Annotated in this window: 16 protein-coding genes and 2 tRNA genes; 10 read left to right on the top strand and 8 right to left on the bottom strand. The window is 62.0% G+C overall.

All coding sequences use genetic code 11. The features are described 5' to 3' along the window. The first annotated feature begins 226 nt into the window (after positions 1-226). The gene (locus tag ACZ1JC_RS21960; RefSeq protein ID WP_465138147.1) at positions 227-784 is read left to right on the top strand and encodes a type 1 glutamine amidotransferase domain-containing protein; all 558 of its coding nucleotides are present in this window, start codon (positions 227-229) and stop codon (positions 782-784) included. 228 nt (positions 785-1,012) lie between these two features. Here ACZ1JC_RS21960 and ACZ1JC_RS21955 read toward each other — a convergent pair whose 3' ends face one another. The 5 genes from ACZ1JC_RS21955 to ACZ1JC_RS21935 all read right to left on the bottom strand — a co-directional run bounded on the left by ACZ1JC_RS21955 (position 1,013) and on the right by ACZ1JC_RS21935 (position 5,659). Beyond that, positions 1,013-2,242, bottom strand: a complete 1,230-nt coding sequence (locus ACZ1JC_RS21955; protein WP_465138148.1) for a tyrosine-type recombinase/integrase — start codon at positions 2,240-2,242, stop codon at positions 1,013-1,015. A 213-nt stretch (positions 2,243-2,455) separates the two neighbouring features. Next, positions 2,456-2,532 (bottom strand) — tRNA-Pro (locus ACZ1JC_RS21950). Positions 2,533-2,586: 54 nt separating this feature from the next. After that, positions 2,587-2,662: transfer RNA gene (locus ACZ1JC_RS21945), tRNA-Ile, on the bottom strand. Between the two features lie 63 nt (positions 2,663-2,725). Then, positions 2,726-3,730: a polysaccharide deacetylase family protein gene (locus tag ACZ1JC_RS21940; RefSeq protein ID WP_465138149.1), complete on the bottom strand. Its 1,005-nt coding sequence runs from the start codon at positions 3,728-3,730 to the stop codon at positions 2,726-2,728. 48 nt (positions 3,731-3,778) lie between these two features. After that, positions 3,779-5,659 carry a histidine kinase gene (locus ACZ1JC_RS21935; RefSeq protein WP_465138150.1) on the bottom strand — a complete coding sequence of 627 codons (1,881 nt, stop codon included), beginning with the start codon at positions 5,657-5,659 and terminating at the stop codon, positions 3,779-3,781. Positions 5,660-6,011: 352 nt separating this feature from the next. On the opposite strand from ACZ1JC_RS21935, the gene ACZ1JC_RS21930 reads away from it, so the two are divergent. Next, positions 6,012-6,479 carry an Lrp/AsnC family transcriptional regulator gene (locus ACZ1JC_RS21930; RefSeq protein WP_465138151.1) on the top strand — a complete coding sequence of 156 codons (468 nt, stop codon included), beginning with the start codon at positions 6,012-6,014 and terminating at the stop codon, positions 6,477-6,479. Positions 6,480-6,769: 290 nt separating this feature from the next. Here ACZ1JC_RS21930 and aroQ read toward each other — a convergent pair whose 3' ends face one another. The 3 genes from aroQ to ACZ1JC_RS21915 all read right to left on the bottom strand — a co-directional run bounded on the left by aroQ (position 6,770) and on the right by ACZ1JC_RS21915 (position 8,200). Then, positions 6,770-7,207, bottom strand: a complete 438-nt coding sequence (gene aroQ / locus ACZ1JC_RS21925) for a type II 3-dehydroquinate dehydratase (protein WP_465138152.1) — start codon at positions 7,205-7,207, stop codon at positions 6,770-6,772. 100 nt (positions 7,208-7,307) lie between these two features. Beyond that, entirely contained in the window at positions 7,308-7,715 is a 408-nt protein-coding gene (locus ACZ1JC_RS21920; RefSeq protein WP_465138153.1) for a hypothetical protein, read from the bottom strand. 71 nt (positions 7,716-7,786) lie between these two features. Beyond that, positions 7,787-8,200 carry a holin family protein gene (locus ACZ1JC_RS21915; protein WP_465138154.1) on the bottom strand — a complete coding sequence of 138 codons (414 nt, stop codon included), beginning with the start codon at positions 8,198-8,200 and terminating at the stop codon, positions 7,787-7,789. Between the two features lie 331 nt (positions 8,201-8,531). Between ACZ1JC_RS21915 and ACZ1JC_RS21910 the strand changes: the two genes are divergently transcribed. From ACZ1JC_RS21910 to ACZ1JC_RS21875, 8 genes are all read left to right on the top strand, one after another. After that, a complete protein-coding gene (locus ACZ1JC_RS21910) occupies positions 8,532-9,827 on the top strand; it encodes a tyrosine-type recombinase/integrase (RefSeq protein WP_465138155.1) in 1,296 nt (431 codons plus the stop codon). A 94-nt stretch (positions 9,828-9,921) separates the two neighbouring features. Beyond that, entirely contained in the window at positions 9,922-11,040 is a 1,119-nt protein-coding gene (locus tag ACZ1JC_RS21905) for a hypothetical protein (RefSeq protein ID WP_465138156.1), read from the top strand. A gap of 310 nt (positions 11,041-11,350) precedes the next feature. Next, a complete protein-coding gene (locus tag ACZ1JC_RS21900) occupies positions 11,351-11,563 on the top strand; it encodes a hypothetical protein (RefSeq protein ID WP_465148453.1) in 213 nt (70 codons plus the stop codon). Next, the gene (locus ACZ1JC_RS21895; RefSeq protein ID WP_465138157.1) at positions 11,556-11,756 is read left to right on the top strand and encodes a hypothetical protein; all 201 of its coding nucleotides are present in this window, start codon (positions 11,556-11,558) and stop codon (positions 11,754-11,756) included. Before ACZ1JC_RS21900 ends, ACZ1JC_RS21895 begins: the two co-directional genes overlap by 8 nt. Next, complete coding sequence (locus tag ACZ1JC_RS21890) at positions 11,756-12,076, top strand: hypothetical protein (protein ID WP_465138519.1); 321 nt, start codon at positions 11,756-11,758, stop codon at positions 12,074-12,076. The genes ACZ1JC_RS21895 and ACZ1JC_RS21890 overlap by 1 nt, the downstream gene beginning before the upstream one ends. Further along, entirely contained in the window at positions 12,073-12,540 is a 468-nt protein-coding gene (locus ACZ1JC_RS21885; protein WP_465138158.1) for a hypothetical protein, read from the top strand. The genes ACZ1JC_RS21890 and ACZ1JC_RS21885 overlap by 4 nt, the downstream gene beginning before the upstream one ends. Continuing rightward, positions 12,537-14,885, top strand: a complete 2,349-nt coding sequence (locus ACZ1JC_RS21880; RefSeq protein ID WP_465138159.1) for a DUF3987 domain-containing protein — start codon at positions 12,537-12,539, stop codon at positions 14,883-14,885. Before ACZ1JC_RS21885 ends, ACZ1JC_RS21880 begins: the two co-directional genes overlap by 4 nt. 238 nt (positions 14,886-15,123) lie before the next feature. Next, positions 15,124-15,816 (top strand): hypothetical protein, encoded by a 693-nt coding sequence (locus ACZ1JC_RS21875; RefSeq protein ID WP_465138160.1) that lies wholly within the window; start codon positions 15,124-15,126, stop codon positions 15,814-15,816. The last annotated feature ends 3 nt before the right edge of the window (positions 15,817-15,819 follow it).

Genomic DNA, 15,819 nt, shown 5'->3' with positions numbered 1-15,819 from the left:
ACTCCGAACCGGACAGTCGCCTCCCGGCCAGTCGTGGGCATCCAAAACGGGAAACCTGCCGGTCCGCACTTGGGAGCGTAAAATTGGGTGCTGAACGACCGGGAAGGGTCGAATCCGTTCGTCCCATACGCCAACCGTCCATCGCCCCTGCGAGGAACTGCAGCCGGCTGCCAAGCTTAAATGACCAGGTGCCGACCGGGCGCCGTTGCTCCATGGAGGACAAGACATGACGCTCGAAGGCAGGAAAATCGCAATTCTTATCGCCCCTCGCGGGACCGAAGAGTCCGAATTCGTCCAGCCCAAGCAGGCGATCGAGCAGGCAGGCGGCACAGTAACGGTTGTAGGTCTCGAGGAGGGTGAGGCCAAGACCAATAACGGCGATCTGGGCCCAGGTGGCAGCTACAAGGTCGACAGAACTGTAGCGGACGTTAGCGCCGACGAATTCGACGGCTTGATCATTCCTGGAGGTACGGTCGGCGCCGACAGGTTGCGTGCCGACGATGAGGTCATAGACTTTGTCAGCGCCTTCTTCCGGCAGAAGAAGCCCGTGGGCGCGATCTGCCACGGCCCTTGGCTCCTCGTCGAAGCAGGCGTAGTCGAGGATCGCGAACTGACCTCCTATTCGTCGATCCACACTGACATCGAGAACGCAGGCGGCAACTGGACAGATCAGGAGGTGGTTGTCGACGAGGGCCTCGTCACCAGCCGCAATCCCCACGATTTGCCTGCCTTTTGCGCGAAGCTCGTCGAGGAGTTCGTCGAGGGCCGCCAAGCTGACGCGTGAAGCAAGCGGTTGGGCGGGCTCGAAAGCGGACCCTTTGCTGGTGCTGTGAATTTAGCTCGGGAACGGCCAGAATGGGTCGGCTACCGACCCAGCTGAGCTCTGGTTAGCAAGGAAGCTTGTTCGTACCCTTCATCGCGAAGCCCGCCAATTCCTTCACCGATAAGATCAGCTCCTACTCGCTCCTCGGGGGCAGGGGGGTGAGCCCCCGAGGATGGCAATCATTCAAGTTTAAGTTCCAAGTTTTTCGGCGTTTTCAAGATAATCCGCCCACCATACCATCATATTGCGACGGTGGGAGAGGTATCTAGCCGAATTGTATGCCGCTCTCACACCTCGCGAGACATGGGCCAATTGGTGCTCGATCCAATCGGGTTCGAAAAGGCCGCTCTCGTTGAGAACCGTGCTGGCAAGACCGCGAAAGCCGTGCACGGTGGCCTTTCCGCGAAGGCCAATGCGGTACATGATGTCGAGCATCCTGTTTTCGCTAATCGTGAGGGTTTTCGAGTTGGCGACAGGAAACAGATATCTACCGAGCTTCATGTCGCCGGCCCTGAGGTAGACGTTCAGGCCTCGGATGTCTTTCAGCAGCGTAATCGCCTGCGGTGGCAGCGGCACGATATGTTCCGATCGCATTTTCATGCGCTCGCTTGGAATTCTCCAGATCGGCTCGCTGCCGTCGAGATCCTCGAATTCCGACCACTCGGCGAATCGGGTTTCTTGCGTTCGAACCATTGTCAGCATCGTCCAGCGGAGAGCGAGATGGCTCATGCGATCCCCTTGATCGAGGTTGAGCTTTGCAAAGAATGCCGGAAGGTCCTTCGCCGCCACCTTGCTCAAATGCTTTACGGGTTTGGGCCGACCCATGCCGGGTGCCAGGTCTCTGCAAGGATCGCTCACGCACCGGCCGTCGGGAATCGCGTAACGAAAGACCTCGCTGCAGTGATTCTTGACCCGATGGGCCATCTCAACCGCACCTCGTGCTTCGATCGCTCTGAATGCCTCCAGCATTTGCCTGGGAGTGAGCGAGGCAATGGCTTCGCCGCCCACGTACGGGAAGATATCGGCCTCGAGGCGGCGCATGATCACGCCGGCATAGCGAGGCGTCCAACCTGGAAGCCGTTTGGCATACCATTCACGTGCGACCGACTCGAACGTTTCGGTCGGGGGAGCGAAGATCGGTGCCTTGATGCCGTGGCCATCTGGATCGGGCGTTGCGGTAGGCGCCATGCCTAGGGTCAGTTGAGCCTTTATGGCGTCCCGCCAGTCTCGCGCCTGCTTCAGGCTCACTTCGGGATAGGTGCCACCAGAAACGAACTTCTGTTTAGAATCGACCCGGAACGCCAGTCCCCAGGATTTGCGGCCATTTGGATGGATGATCAGGAAGAGGCCGCCGCTGTCCGATTTTTTGTACCTCTCGGCCTGAGGCTTGAGCGCCTTGAGGGCAACGTCCGTCAACATCTGTCATCTCCATCGCGCCTCTCAGGATTGTTGGCCAAGTGTTGGCCCGGTGTTGGCCGGCGCGAATGCCGGCCAACAAACAGCCAACATCGGCGGTGGGCTGCAAGTCCACCCCCTGGGAGGCTCTGGGACGAAAAATCGATGAATTACATGTGCTTAAGAAACGCGCTTGGGCCCTCTTGGGACGCTCTGGGATGTCTTGGAAAAGCGAAATGGTCGGGGAGACAGGATTCGAACCTGCGACATCTTGCTCCCAAAGCAAGCGCGCTACCGGGCTGCGCCACTCCCCGACCCTTCGGTCGTCGATGTTCCGGCGGAGCCGGTGTTCGGCCCAACCTCGGTAATGGTGGGCCCGGCAGGATTCGAACCCGCGACCTAGCCGTTATGAGCGGCCAGCTCTAACCGCTGAGCTACAGGCCCCCGTACCGTTCCCGGCGCCATCGACGTCGCCGGGTGAAACGCCCGTTAGCTTGACGCGGCGCACTAGGCAAGCGCTACGGCGTCCATGATTTCACCAACACTGGTTGGACGCACGCCGCGATGGGCCAGATGCGTGAAAAGCTGGCGCCACCAATCGTATAAAGCTTCAAGATCCCCGATGTTCTGGACATAGGGCGTGTGCCCGGGCGCCAGCGAAGGACTGTGGAAAGAAAATACCAGAACGGGCAATCTATCGTCGATCGCGATGTCCACGCCGCGCAGGGCTTCCTCGACGCTGATTCCCTCCGGCGTAAGCGCGATGCGTTCCAGCAGGCCGGTGCGGGCAAGCACGCCGCGCACTTGCGGCGTGCGCCAAAGGTGCGGGTAGATCACGTTGCCCATCTGCCGCAGCGGGCCCCAGTAAACCGTTGTCAGCGGGAGTTCGAGCAGGTGGCGCTCGGCATCGACCCAGTAGGGGCGCAGCGGATGATCGCGGTAGTTCGCGCCGCCGGTGCTGCTGTAGTCAAACCGGGCGCGGACGGAGCTGTCGATGGCGATGCCGTGCTCGGCCAAAATCTCGTGCGTGCGCGGGCCCAGTCCATACCGCCCGGCGCGATAGATTCGCGGCGCGGTGCCGAATGCCTCGACGATACGGGCATGAAGGCGGCCGAATTTCTCCCGCTCAAGCTCGAACGGCAGGTTGCCGGCGTAGGAATTGAATTCGTTCACGTCCTCGTCGAACGGTGGGCTGACCCAAGGGTGCAATTGCACGCCGATATCGGCGCGGCCAGCGCTGATCGCTTCGCCGATCGCATCCGGTGCGCGGGGCGAATCGGCCACGGGATAATCGACGAGGTAGGTGGGCTTTACACCGAACCCCTCGCAGAACTCCTGGAACTGGCGCAGCGCGGAAACCGTGACCGTGCTGTAACGGTCACGATCGAGCGGCGCGTCCCAGTCGAACTCCTCCTCGGTATCGACGGTGACGATGAAGCGCTGGCCGAAATCGTCCCGGAAACGGGCGAAAGCCTGCGGTTCGGGCGGCTGAAGGAGATTAGGCCCCGACAAGACTGAATTATTCCCCCGATCGGGTCGCATCCGGCAGGGCGACAAGGCTCAGAGCGCGCGGCTCTGCGATGAATGGCTATGGTCTGCGTCCGGTGCGGTCAACCCGGGCAGGCACAGTTCCAGGAAGGAGCCGGCGCGGCGAAGGCTACCGCCGGCGGCAGCGGCCTCTGCAGCGGCCAGGCGTAGGGTGAAGCCGATTCCGAACATGCCGGTGGAAAGCGCGCTGCCACGCTCGGCCGACGGCATTTCGTGAAGGTTGTCATCAACGCGCGCCGCCAGCGAAGCGGGCAGCGCGATGGCGAGGACGATGCCCTGGCGATCGGTTCGATATTCCACGGACAGCACTTCCTCGAACGCGGTCGAGCCCGCCAGAGCGGCGAACAGGCGCCAGACCAACCGCTCCGTTTCCGTACGGTCCAGCGGGATCGGCGGGACGTGTGCAGCGGCGGGGGGCAGGGCGAAGCCGCTGTGGCGCGGCTCGGTCCAGGCTTTCAGTCGATTGACCGTTTCGGCCAGCACCGCGGACAGATCGCATTCGCCTGATTCCAGGCCAAGCACGCCGGTCTCCAGGCGGACAAGGCGGTCCAGTTCCTCAAACCCGGCAAGGATATGGGCGCAATCGCCTGCAATCGCGGCGGCGAGCGCGCGATATTCATGCGGTGCGGGGCCGTAGAGTTGCTGTTGGATGATCTCCGCCGCGACCTGTATCGCATTGGCGGGAGTGCGCAGTTCATGCAGGATCTGGCGCAGCCGATCGGCCTCGCCATCGCCTTGCACGGCGGCACCGACGGCGGCCAGCACGGCGGGGCGGCGCAGGCGCCCGACATAGCCGACAAAGCTGCCGCTGGCGGGATCGAAGCGGGGCACGGCGTCCACCTGCCACGAACCGCGGACGGCCGAGGCGCCGCTGATTTCGATCTGCGCGGCCCGCAGCGGCAGGCGATGGCGCATGGCGGAGGCGATGCCGGCCGGAGCCTCCGCCACCGGCGAAGCGGCGGCATGTTCGCTTTGGCCCGAAAGGTCCAGCCCGATCAGTGACGGTGCATGTACGCCGTCCACCCAGGAGACGCGGCCTAGCGCATCGGTGCTGAAATCGATCGCCGCAGGCGCACGCGGCAGGGCCGGCGCGGCATCGCCGAGCGGCAGGCGTGGGGTTTCGAACGCGCCATCATGGCCGGAGTGGCCATTGCCCAGCGCTTCGCGGGCCTTGCGGAATTCCTCGATGCGGCGAACGATCGCGCCGATGCCGGCTTCGGTATTGGTCGGCGGCGGCGCAACGCCCAGCGAGGCGGCGGCCTGTTCGAACTCGGCGAAGGGCGTTGTATCGGCGGCACGAATCGGTGTGACCGTTTCCGGTATGCGCGGCATTGCCGGTGCGAACTGCGCCGCCGGGATCGCTTCGGGCACGGGAGCGGGTTCGGCGGGTAATGTATTTTCTACAGCGGCAGGCGCCTCTACTTCCAGCAGGTCGTCGAGTTCGAGTGCGTCCGCCGGCGGCAGCGCTCGGTCCTGCACGCCCAGCCGGTCCAGCAGGGAATCGACCTTGGCGCCAAGGTCGCGCCGATGGCGCAGGATGCCGCGTGCGCGGACGGGCAGCGCCGGTATCAGCGTCAGCCAGGTGTCTTCGGGCAGCTTGGCGGTGCGCACTGCGGCCGTGGCCACTTGCGGTTCGGCTTCGGCAAGGCGGGCAAGCAGGCGGGGATTGCTGAGCGGCTGCAGCGGCTGAGCAATCAGTCGCGCGCGGTCCGCAGCAGGGATCACCTTGTCCAGTTCTCGCAGTTGCGCAAAGCCGGCAGCTACCGCCCAGGACCGGGCATTGGCCGGAAGCCGGCCGAGAATATCCACCAGTTGTCGGTACTGGATACGTGCCAAGGCCTCGCCCGTAGTCGGCAGTCGCAACACCGTGGCAAGACGATCGTCGAAATGCATTCAAGCTCCAAACCGGTCCTAACCGCCCATCCGCCAATGGGCCGCCGGACCTCAAGACTCACACTGCTTTGCCCCTCCGGCCACATCCTTAAGGTAAATGGCTTAAGGAGAGGTCACCGGACAGCCACCCGCAAAATTGCCGCCAAACCGCGATCTGCCGCACCATTTGGAACGATGTCTGGCAGCCAGCATAACATCTAGCAAACTGTGCAGACAGGGGAAGTGGACGGATTCTAGGCGTTGCAATGCCGGACGATTACGTTAAGGGATAATAATATTACAGGGGCGCAAGCGTTTTCGAGTGGAAGTTACAGGCCGGACGACGCCGGTGCGCCCGCAAGGAAAGATTCGCATGATCAATCTCGATGAAATCGACCGCCGCCTTCTGGCGGAGCTGCAAAGCGAAGGCCGAATTACCAACGTCGAACTGGCGCAGCGCGTTGGCCTGACGGCGCCGCCGTGCTTGCGCCGTGTGCGCAGCCTTGAGGAATCGGGGATCATCCAGGGTTATCATGCTGACCTTGATGCCTCGAAGCTTGGTTTCACGATCACGGTTTTCGCGCTGGTCAGCCTGAAGAGCCAGGCCGAGGAATCGCTGCGCGCGTTCGAGGACCACATGAAGGGTCTGCCCGAAGTGCGTGAGTGTCACATGCTGAATGGCGAGATTGACTTCATCCTGAAGATCGTCAGCCGCGACCTGCAGAGCTTCCAGGAATTCCTCACCAGCAAGCTGACGCCCGCGCCGAACGTGGATAGCGTGAAGACCTCGCTGACGATCCGCACGGCCAAGAACGTGCCCGGCGTGCCGATGGAGGCCTGAAAGCATCCAACTGGCGCCCGCCGGGCATTTGCCGGTGGCGACGACAAGAAAAGAGCGCCGCGTCCTTTTGCAGGGCGCGGCGTTGTTGCTGGTGGCTGGAAACCTCTGATTGCTGAGGCAGGACAGACACACGTACGAACCGGTTTTCGTGCTGGGGCGCCCCTCGGCAACGTTCATGTGCCGATCTTGGAGCGGTGCTCACTTCGCGACTATGCCGCATCGGCATTCATTCAGCACATCATTTCGGTTCGCGCTGATAGGGGCGAGAAGCTGGAGTGCGTGGCCCGCTCTTAAAGTGTGGCGGCGGCTTCCAGAGCAATCAGGTAGCTCTGCGCGCCGAAGCCCGCGACCGTACCCTTGGCAGCCATGCCGACCCAGGACTTGTGGCGGAATTCCTCGCGCAAGTGTGGGTTGGAAAGGTGAACCTCGATCACCGGAACCTTGATCGCGCGGATCGCATCGTGCAGCGCGATCGAAGTGTGCGTGTAGGCGCCGGCGTTCAGCAGCACGGCATGTACGCCGTTGTCCTCCGCCTCGTGCAGCCAGTCGACAAGATGGCCTTCGTGATTCGACTGGCGCAAATCGATCTGGAAATCGAGCGCTTCTCCGCGATCGACCAGCATGGCGGCAATATCGTCCAGCGTCTGCGAGCCATAGATGCCGGGCTCGCGAAGGCCCAGCCGATTAAGGTTGGGGCCGTTCAGAACATAGACCAGCCTGGCTGCCATTTCGCGAAATTCCCTATGATGTCATCGGCGCGCTGGAGGCGCGCTCGGCGGCGTCCGTCTAGCGCAGATGCGCCCGAACTGCCAAGCGGTCGGCAGGCGTTCAGCCGACGGGGGCGGGCTTTTCACCGACGCGGAACGGGCCGTTGTCGATGGGGGTAAGCGGCGTTACCGGCGCCAGGGCGGCCGGCGGAGCAGGGGCGGCGGGGGCGGGACCGGTGTCGACAGGAACGGACCCGGCCTGGGCTGCCTGGTCCTTATGATCCTGCTGATCCTCCGAATCGTCCTCAGCGTCCTCATCTCCGCCGTAGAACTTGGCGAGTTCGGCGGATTGCCGCGCCTTTTTCTCGGCCGAAGTCGCGCGGGCGGCGGATTCGTTGGCCGCCTGCGCCTCAGCCTTGGCTTCGGCAAGCTGCTGCTCAAGCTCCGCCTCGCGGCTCTGGCCGCACCCGGTCAGCACCAGCAACGATGCCGGCGCAAGCAGTATCGATCGCACGACATTCCGAAACACGCAGACGCTCCTCGCAAGGCGGCATCCCAGCCGCTCGCGAGGAGGTCTATCAGGCAAGCGTTAGCGGAATGTTAGCGATCGGAACCCTTGGTCTTGCCCCATTGGCGCATGGCCGAATAGCCGAGGTAGCCGGTGCCGAAGAGCGCATAGAGCGGTTCGGGGATGCCATTGAGATAAGTCGTCATGGCGCCGGCGATGGCTTTTGCAGTCGCAGGGCTGAAGGCGCCGATCAGGCCCATCGGCAGCGACCACAACAGCAGGATATAGATCACGTAGAGAAAACTTGGCCGCGCGCGGCTGGTCCAGGGATCGGCCGCATTGGCTTCGGCGACGATCGCGGAAAGGCTGGTTTGCAGCAGATCCAGTTCCTGCGTGTTCTGCAGCTTCAGGAGTTCCAGCTTGGCGCGGTCACGCGCGTCGGGATCGGGAATGACCTTGTCGATGATCTTGGTGACGGGGGCTATCAGCGAATCGAGCAGGGGCATGGCAGGCACTCCATTCCGGATTGTTGCCTGCATTCAGATAACCAAATCGGTTCATGTAGGAAAATGGCAGACAACGCCGTCGTTGATGCGCGCGAGGAGCCGCTCCCCGAAGGGAAGGATTGCTATTCGACGATTTTGGAAAATTGGTCGGGACGAGAGGATTCGAACCTCCGACCCCCACACCCCCAGTGTTGTGGTCCTGTACAGTGCCGAGCGGGATTGCAAGCGACTCGCCTTGATTTCCCGTCAATCCACTTCCCGGCGTTCCCTTAATGTTCACGGAGGTTCCCGCTATCGTGATTGCTAGGTGATTGCTGGTAGGGTTCGCGGAGTGGCAGAGGGCAAGCTGAACAAGCGAACGATCGATGCGCTTGAGAAGGCCGAGCGGGATCAGTTCCTGTGGGATGAAGACCTCAGCGGATTTGGCCTTAAGGTGACGCCGGCGGGCGCGAAGGTTTTTCTCTATCAGTACCGGCTGGGCGGGCGCGGCAGCAAAACCAAGCGTTGGACGATCGGCCGATATGGTGCGCCTTGGTCGCCGGCCCAGGCCCGCGCGGAGGCTGAGCGGCTTTCGATCCTTGTCGCGCAGGGCATCGATCCGCAGGCCGAGAAGAAGGAGCGCGAGCGAATCAGGAACACGAAGTCGTTCGAGGCTTACGTGGAGACGTTCGCGGCCGGCTATCTGGAGCCGAGCTGGGGCAAGTCGTGGCAACAGGCCAAGCGGATCCTGGAGCAGCACGCGGTGCCTGTCCTGACGGACAAGCCGCTCCCCGAAGTGCGTGCGGAGCATATCCATCAGCTGCTCGACAAGTTGCGCGACCGGCCTGGCCTCCAGCGATCGACATGGGCGGTCCTCAGCTCGCTGTTCCGATGGGCGGAGAAGCGTGAGGACATCGAGAAGTCGCCCATGGGCAAGATCGATCCTCCGGCGGGGGCAAAGGCTCGTAAGCGCGTCCTTTCGCCTGATGAACTCGTGGCGATCTGGAAGGCGAGCTCCAGTCTGGACGATCCCCGCGGCGCGCTGGTCCGCCTGCTGATGATCACGCTCCAGCGCCGCAGCGAGGTGGCCGGTATGTCATGGAGCGAGCTGTCGAAGGCAAAGGCGCTCTGGCACATCGAGGGTGAGCGCACGAAGAACGGCCTCGATCATCTGGTGCCCTTGAGCGGCTTGGCGCTGGCGGAGCTTGAAGCGATCGGCTGGCCGGCGAAGGCCAAGGGGCTAGTCCTGCCGTCCTCGACAGGAATGACGCCGGTTTCCAATTTCAGCGATATGAAGGCAGCGCTCGACAAGGCGATGCTGGGTGTCTTGCAGGGGATGGCCGATTCGCGAGCGGCCGATGAGCAGCCGGCAGAGAAGGTGGCGCTCGTACCGTGGCGCCTTCACGATCTCCGGCGCACGGGGACGACCAACCTCCAGGCGCTAGGTTTCCAGATCGAGGTGACGGAGCGCGTCATTAACCACCATCAAGGCGGTGAAGCATCGGGCATCCGAGGCATCTATAATTTGCATGACTACTACGAGGAGAAGGCGAGGGCGCTCAATGCATGGGCGCAGCACCTTCAGGCTTTGATCGATGGCGCCCCGGTGGCGTCGAACGTGGTTCAGCTCGCGTCCGCGCGGGCGTGAGCAAGGTGGGCGGCTAGGGTAGCTCCCGAACGGCTGGTTTATCCGCCCGGCCTGCCGCCCACGGACTTCAGCGGATCGCACTGGGAGGTGCGGCGTGATCAATTGGAATGACCAAACGAGCTGGGAGTGTGTTGTCCCAGGATATATCGGCGTACCGGATATTTTCGAGGCTCTGGGCCGCAAGATTTTTGCCGATGAATGGAGCGGAATGGAGAGGCAGGTCATTCGTCCAAAACCTCTGCCGAAACCAGCTGAGATTTACGAGCCTGTCGAGGAGCCTCTCTACGAGACGCGATACGATCCATCTGCGAAAGGCTCGACTCCTCCCCCGGCAAAGCACCGCGTCGCCGACTATGTTCTTTACAACACGCATCTCGAGCGCGCTTCAAAGCTCATCGGCGTGAAACACCTCAACAACCACGCGCTGTCCTTCCAGCAGTGGAGTGAAGCTTACCGAGCTTTTGAAAATGAGATCAAAGCTTGGGAACAAGCGGCAGTGCGGCGACGCAAAATCTTCACCTGGATGCACCGGCGAGCGGCGGCGGGTAATCTCGGATTTTGCACATTCGACGAGACAAATGGGACCTTTCCCGAGGTGCCGAGGGATTTATGGAATTGCCGCGAGGAGGTCGCAAATGCGCGGTTTTTGCGCGGGGCCATCAGTTATGTCTTCGCGTTCATGCCCCCGCCCAGCGATCGCAAAGAGCTTAGCTTTTACAACGAAACTTTTGGGTTGGACCTCTATGCGTCGGACGCGAATGTAATCGAACTGCTGAGGAACACGATCGTCGAGAATTTGCCTGACGAGCAGGCTGAGGTCGACCTCTCGAAACTCAGGGTAGAAATGCTGCTCAAAGCTGCAGAAGCCAAAGAGCCATCCGCCGGTACCAGGGAATTCGGTTCAACTCCCAGTTCGGATTCGCCACCGGAGGATTCCAGGGAAGGAGCACCAGATGAACGCCAAGGGGCTTCACCTCGCGGCCGCCGTCGAAAATGGAACTGGGACTCTCTACTGGGGGATTTGATCCGGATCGCTGATGAAGACGGCTTAACGCATTTCGCTTCGCAGGCAGATGTGGAACGCTGGGCCGCGGATTGGTTCGCCGGTCGTAATGATGGAAACGCTCCGTCTGAGTCCAGCATTCGGGACAAAATTGGCCCAATCTTTAGGGCGCGCGACATGAACAACGCTCGCAAGAAGGCCGAAAATTGAAGGCCTGAAATAGCCGCTTTCGAATTACCGGCCTTTCAGGCCGATCTCGATCGAATGCCAAGCCAAACATCCCTCCAACGCCCTCGCAATCACGCAGGGTAATGGAGGCAATATGCTCAAACTGCATACGGAGAAGGAGGAGGCAGCTCGCCTCAACTTGGCGCCAAAGACGCTTGCGAACCAGCGCTGCCGTGGAGACGGCCCCCCGTTTCTCAAGGTCGGCCGGTTAATCCGCTACGATCCGCGAATGACCGATGCATGGCTCTCAGAGCGCGTGCGTCAATCCACGTCGGAAGCAGCGTGACTCGTCATGCGCAGCACCGCACGGGCTGCGTCGCCCCATAAGACGCGAAAGGCCCGCACCGTTGGCGCGGTGCAGGCCTCCACAAATTTCCTCTACAGCAGCACTGATGAGGATAATCTGATCGGCCAGAAGGCGCAACGGCTCGTTCGCCTCTTCGGCCTTACTGACAGCCGCGCGCGCACCCTCGCCGCCCTTGCATGGGGAGGCGCACATGGCTGATACTTTCACCACGCCACGGTCCGCCGCGCTCGCGCTCCTCAACTCCAATCAGCATCTGACGCGCAAGGCAGGCTCGTTCCTCGGCCAAACCGCCGTCGATCCCAAGCCGCTTACCCAGGCGCAGTCAGAATGGCTTGCGACGCTTTTGGAACGTGCCGGGCTTCCGGGCCTCGGAGAAGGAGATCGTTCGTGATGCACGATCCCATTTACCCGGACACCCCAGGCCACAGGGGCATCGATACGTCCGCGGAGGCGGCTGATGCGATCGATATAGCAATTGGACGACTTCAGCGGATCGCTTTGACCGCCATCCGCGCCGCCGGCGGGCGCGGGCTCACCACCAATGAGCTAGTGCGTGTCGTCGGCATCCATCGAGACACAATTCAGCCGCGGACGAGCGAACTTCGCGAGCGAGGGCTGATCCGAGACAGCGGCGCCCGTCGCAGGAACCTGAATGGCAAGAAGGCGATTGTCTGGGTGGCCAACCCCGCACGCAAAGGGGCGGCACGATGAGTGAAAACAACTTCGTTCATGGTCGCGCCTCTCGCTCAGATCTTGATCGAGCAATGGCAAACGCGGCGCCGCATCTTAAGCCAATCATCAAAGCGGTTCGGGATGCGGGCGCGGGTATGATGTTCGTACCGCAAGGCACATGCGCATTCCGCCTGCCCGGGAAGGGTCGGCAAGCCGCAATCACGATAATTGGCGACGACATGCACCAAGCATTCGGCCCCGAGGGTTTCCATATGCCATCGCTCCGCCGCGCCATCCGCAGCGCTGAATTGTTTGCGGTCGTTTCGAGCGCGCCACCTGCGAAGCTCTATGAGGCCGTTGCGATCACCACGACGGCAACCCGTCGAAATGCACTGCTTGTCGAGACGCGCCCAGAGCACGAAATCCAGTGGGTCAACCTGATCCGCAAGCTGGCACCAGGTCGTCCGCTGTGCCTCGCCACTATACAGGGAGGTCACGCATGAGGTCTGCGGAAAACACCGGCGGAGCCCGCGGTGGTCAGCATGACATCGAAGCGATCAAACGCGATCACGGCGTCAAGGCCGTCGCTGAATGGGCGGGCGTCAAGCTCCTGAAGTCGGGCGATGAATGGAAGGGCCTGTGCCCTTTCCATCAGGAGCGCTCGCCGAGCTTCACGATCTACGAGGACGGCGATCGCTGGCATTGTTTCGGCTGCTCAAAGGGTGGCGATGTCCTCGATTTCGTGCGGGAGTGGCGCGGCGGCGATTTGCGAGACGCCGTGACATTCCTCGCGCCATCTGCGGTGCCGGTGCCTCACACCGCTCGCGCTGCGCCGGCGGAAAAGCACGCAGTCTTCCTCAAATCCGGGCAGGCGATCGTCTCGACGTTCGAATTCTTCGATGCCGCAGGTGAACTTGTTCATCGCAAGCACAGAATCGAACCAGCAGCCGATGGTCGAGACAAGGAATTCCGCTACGATCGGCCTGACGGCAACGGCGCGTGGATTGCCGGGCAAGGCGAAGCGCGGGCGCCATATCGGCTACCTGACCTAATTTCGGCACCCACTGGCCTGCTATTCATGGCGGAGGGTGAGGCGAAGGCTGACAAGTTGGCCTCATGGGGGCTGTTGGCCACATCCTTGAAAGACTGGCGCGTGGACTTCGCACCCTTTGTCGCGGGGAGGCGCGTAATCGTCCTGCCCGACAACGACAACACGGGAGAGAATCTGGCCGGCCGCACAGTCGCGATGCTTGAGCAAGCCGGGGCGCGCCCAGCAATCCTTCGCCTGCCGGACCTTCCGGCCAAGGGCGACATTCTCGACTGGCGTGGCACTCCCGACGAACTGCAGCAACTGGCCGCCTCGCTGCTTGATGAAACTGAAGAGTGGCCCCAGCCAGTCGACCTGTGGGCGCGTTTCCAAGAGCCTCCACTCCCGACCGGCCTGTTGCCTGAGTTGATCGAGCAGTTTGCCGTGCGCCAAGGCGCTATTATGGGAGCCGATCCGGCTGGTCTCGCAATGGCCGCGCTGACCGTCTGCGCAGCCGCCATACCGGACAGCATCGGCTTGCAGGTGAAGCGCAACGACCCGACGTGGCGAGAGAACGCACGGCTATGGACCGCACTCGTTGGGCCGCCAAGCCGCAAAAAGACGCCGATTTTCAAGGCGGCCCTCGCACCTCTGCGGTCGATCGATAACGGCCTCATGCGATCCTACATGCAACAGAAGCAGGACTTGGACGCATTGCCGGCCGCTGAACGGAAGGTTGCGCCCCAACCCAAGCAGCGTCGCGTGCTCATATCCGATGCGACGGTGGAGGCAGCTCAGGAAGTGTTGCGAGATTCCCCTGACGGGGTTTTGTCGGAACAGGACGAGCTCTCGGGCTGGTTTGGCAGCATGGACAAGTTCACGCCCGGCAAGGGCTCCCAGGCAGACCGTGCATTCTGGCTGAAGGCTTTCAACGGCGGCGCCTACAACATCAACCGGATCGGGCGCGGGGCATTCCAGATCCCGAACCTGTCGATTTCACTGCTGGGCGGCATCCAGCCGGAACCTATCCGCAAGCTCGCTGCCGACACCGTGGATGACGGCTTGGTGCAGCGCCTCATCCCGGTCATCCTGCGCCACTCTCAGGTGGGCAAGGACGTGCCTGCCGACAACGTGGTGGCAACCTACGACGCGCTCGTTCGTAAGCTCCACCTTATGCAGCCCATGACGCGGCCAAGGCATGGGCAGAACGATCGAGTGATGCCCGTCCAGTTCGGGTACGGTGCCAAGGAGATCCGTGAACGGCTGGAACACGAGCACCTCGAACTCGTGGAGGCGCTGGAGAGCGTATCTCCCAAGCTGGCTTCCCATTTCGGCAAGTACGACGGACTGTTCGCCCGTCTCTGCCTGCTCTGGCACTGCATCGAGCATCCGGAGGAGGGCGTACCCCGCATGGAAATCAGCAAGGAGACCGCGGAACGCGTTGCGCAGTTCATGGCTGAATTTATCCGTCCGAGCGCGGTGGCGTTTTACGCTGGCCTGCTTGGCATGTCTGCCGGGCATGAGGATCTTGTCGCTCTGGCGTCGCTCATCGTTGCCAAGGGGCTGGACGAAGTGAGAGCGCGCGATGCGCAGAGCTCGACACAGTCGTTCCGGTCCATGACGGCGGACCAGTTTCGCGTGCTGTGCGAAAAGCTGGAGGCCTTCAGTTGGTTAGAACGTCGGGAACCCGGTCCAAAGAGTTCGACCCCGCGCTGGGTCGTTAATCCTCGTGTCCATCAAGCCTTCGCCGATCGCGCTGAACGAGAACAGGAACGCCGCTTGGCGGCCAAGAAAGCCCTTCGTGATGCCTTGGGGGGGTAAGTTGCTGTCAGTTGCTGCTTGCGCGCGTGAGATACAAAAAATGTTTGGGTCTGTTTCTAGGTGGGCAGCAATTATCCGCATCGCGCGCGCAAGCAGCATCTATCAGCAACTTGAGGCGGGATCGGGTTTGCGATGCGGGATGAGCCGTTTGGCTCTTCCAAACGCGATGGCATGCTACTTCGCTTGCGCAGGCCCTGACTCTCGCTAATCGTAGCCAGGCGCAGAAACGGGGGGCGACATGCGTTCGAAGATTTTGTGTGCGCTGGCGTTAGCGCTGGCTACGGTGCCCGCAGGTCTCGCAGTTGCGAAGTCGGTCACCAAGGAGTTTCAAGAAGCCTGGTCCGACCGTGAGCAGCGCTATGCAAGCCACTTGAATGCGGCGAAGGCAGAACTGCCCGCCGCGATGACGGCGTTGAATGCGGCAGGAAACGACGAGGCATCTACGAAGGCCAATCTCGACCGGGTGCTGCAAGCGACGTTCGACCTCGGGTATAATGGAGCCCGAGCCCAGATCGTGAGCGATGCGCGGGCGTTTATGGACAAGAAGCCATCCGCTGAGCGCGCGCAACTTTGGCTACAGGACCAAGCTGACCAACTGCGGGATCGCGCGCATTCCGCCGATGAAAAGGCAGCAGCGCTGAAGGGCCAGAAGCTTGGGCAAAATGGGGCAACCACCCAATCGATGCTCAAGAATATCGGGATGGCAGTGTTCGAGGCGGCGACGGTGAAGGGTATGGCCGACGAGCTGGGTCTGATCGACCAAAACCTTGCGATCTACTATCCCGCGAAGAATGCGGAGGATCAGCGCAAGCGCGAGGCGCGCGCGGCGATCTTGGGCGCCATCGGTCAATCGATGCAGGCGAGCGCAAACCAAGGCTGGATGGCTACCTGCACGCGCACGGGCCCGACGACGACCTGCATGGGGAATTGAGAA

The organism is Sphingomonas sp. BL-S-28 (assembly GCF_055521515.1).
The sequence above is the reverse complement of the archived record's forward strand: the minus strand, read 5'-3'. Positions and strand labels throughout refer to the sequence as shown.

Bases quoted from the DNA above. Each gene is read 5' to 3' on its own strand.
- ACZ1JC_RS21955 (WP_465138148.1), bottom strand. From the start codon at position 2,242: ATGTTGACGGACGTTGCCCTCAAGGCGCTCAAGCCTCAGGCCGAGAGG.
- ACZ1JC_RS21890 (WP_465138519.1), top strand. From the start codon at position 11,756: ATGCACGATCCCATTTACCCGGACACCCCAGGCCACAGGGGCATCGAT.
- ACZ1JC_RS21885 (WP_465138158.1), top strand. From the start codon at position 12,073: ATGAGTGAAAACAACTTCGTTCATGGTCGCGCCTCTCGCTCAGATCTT.
- aroQ (WP_465138152.1), bottom strand. From the start codon at position 7,207: ATGGCAGCCAGGCTGGTCTATGTTCTGAACGGCCCCAACCTTAATCGG.
- ACZ1JC_RS21935 (WP_465138150.1), bottom strand. From the start codon at position 5,659: ATGCATTTCGACGATCGTCTTGCCACGGTGTTGCGACTGCCGACTACG.
- ACZ1JC_RS21880 (WP_465138159.1), top strand. From the start codon at position 12,537: ATGAGGTCTGCGGAAAACACCGGCGGAGCCCGCGGTGGTCAGCATGAC.
- ACZ1JC_RS21895 (WP_465138157.1), top strand. From the start codon at position 11,556: ATGGCTGATACTTTCACCACGCCACGGTCCGCCGCGCTCGCGCTCCTC.
- ACZ1JC_RS21915 (WP_465138154.1), bottom strand. From the start codon at position 8,200: ATGCCCCTGCTCGATTCGCTGATAGCCCCCGTCACCAAGATCATCGAC.
- ACZ1JC_RS21930 (WP_465138151.1), top strand. From the start codon at position 6,012: ATGATCAATCTCGATGAAATCGACCGCCGCCTTCTGGCGGAGCTGCAA.
- ACZ1JC_RS21960 (WP_465138147.1), top strand. From the start codon at position 227: ATGACGCTCGAAGGCAGGAAAATCGCAATTCTTATCGCCCCTCGCGGG.
- ACZ1JC_RS21875 (WP_465138160.1), top strand. From the start codon at position 15,124: ATGCGTTCGAAGATTTTGTGTGCGCTGGCGTTAGCGCTGGCTACGGTG.
- ACZ1JC_RS21900 (WP_465148453.1), top strand. From the start codon at position 11,351: ATGCGCAGCACCGCACGGGCTGCGTCGCCCCATAAGACGCGAAAGGCC.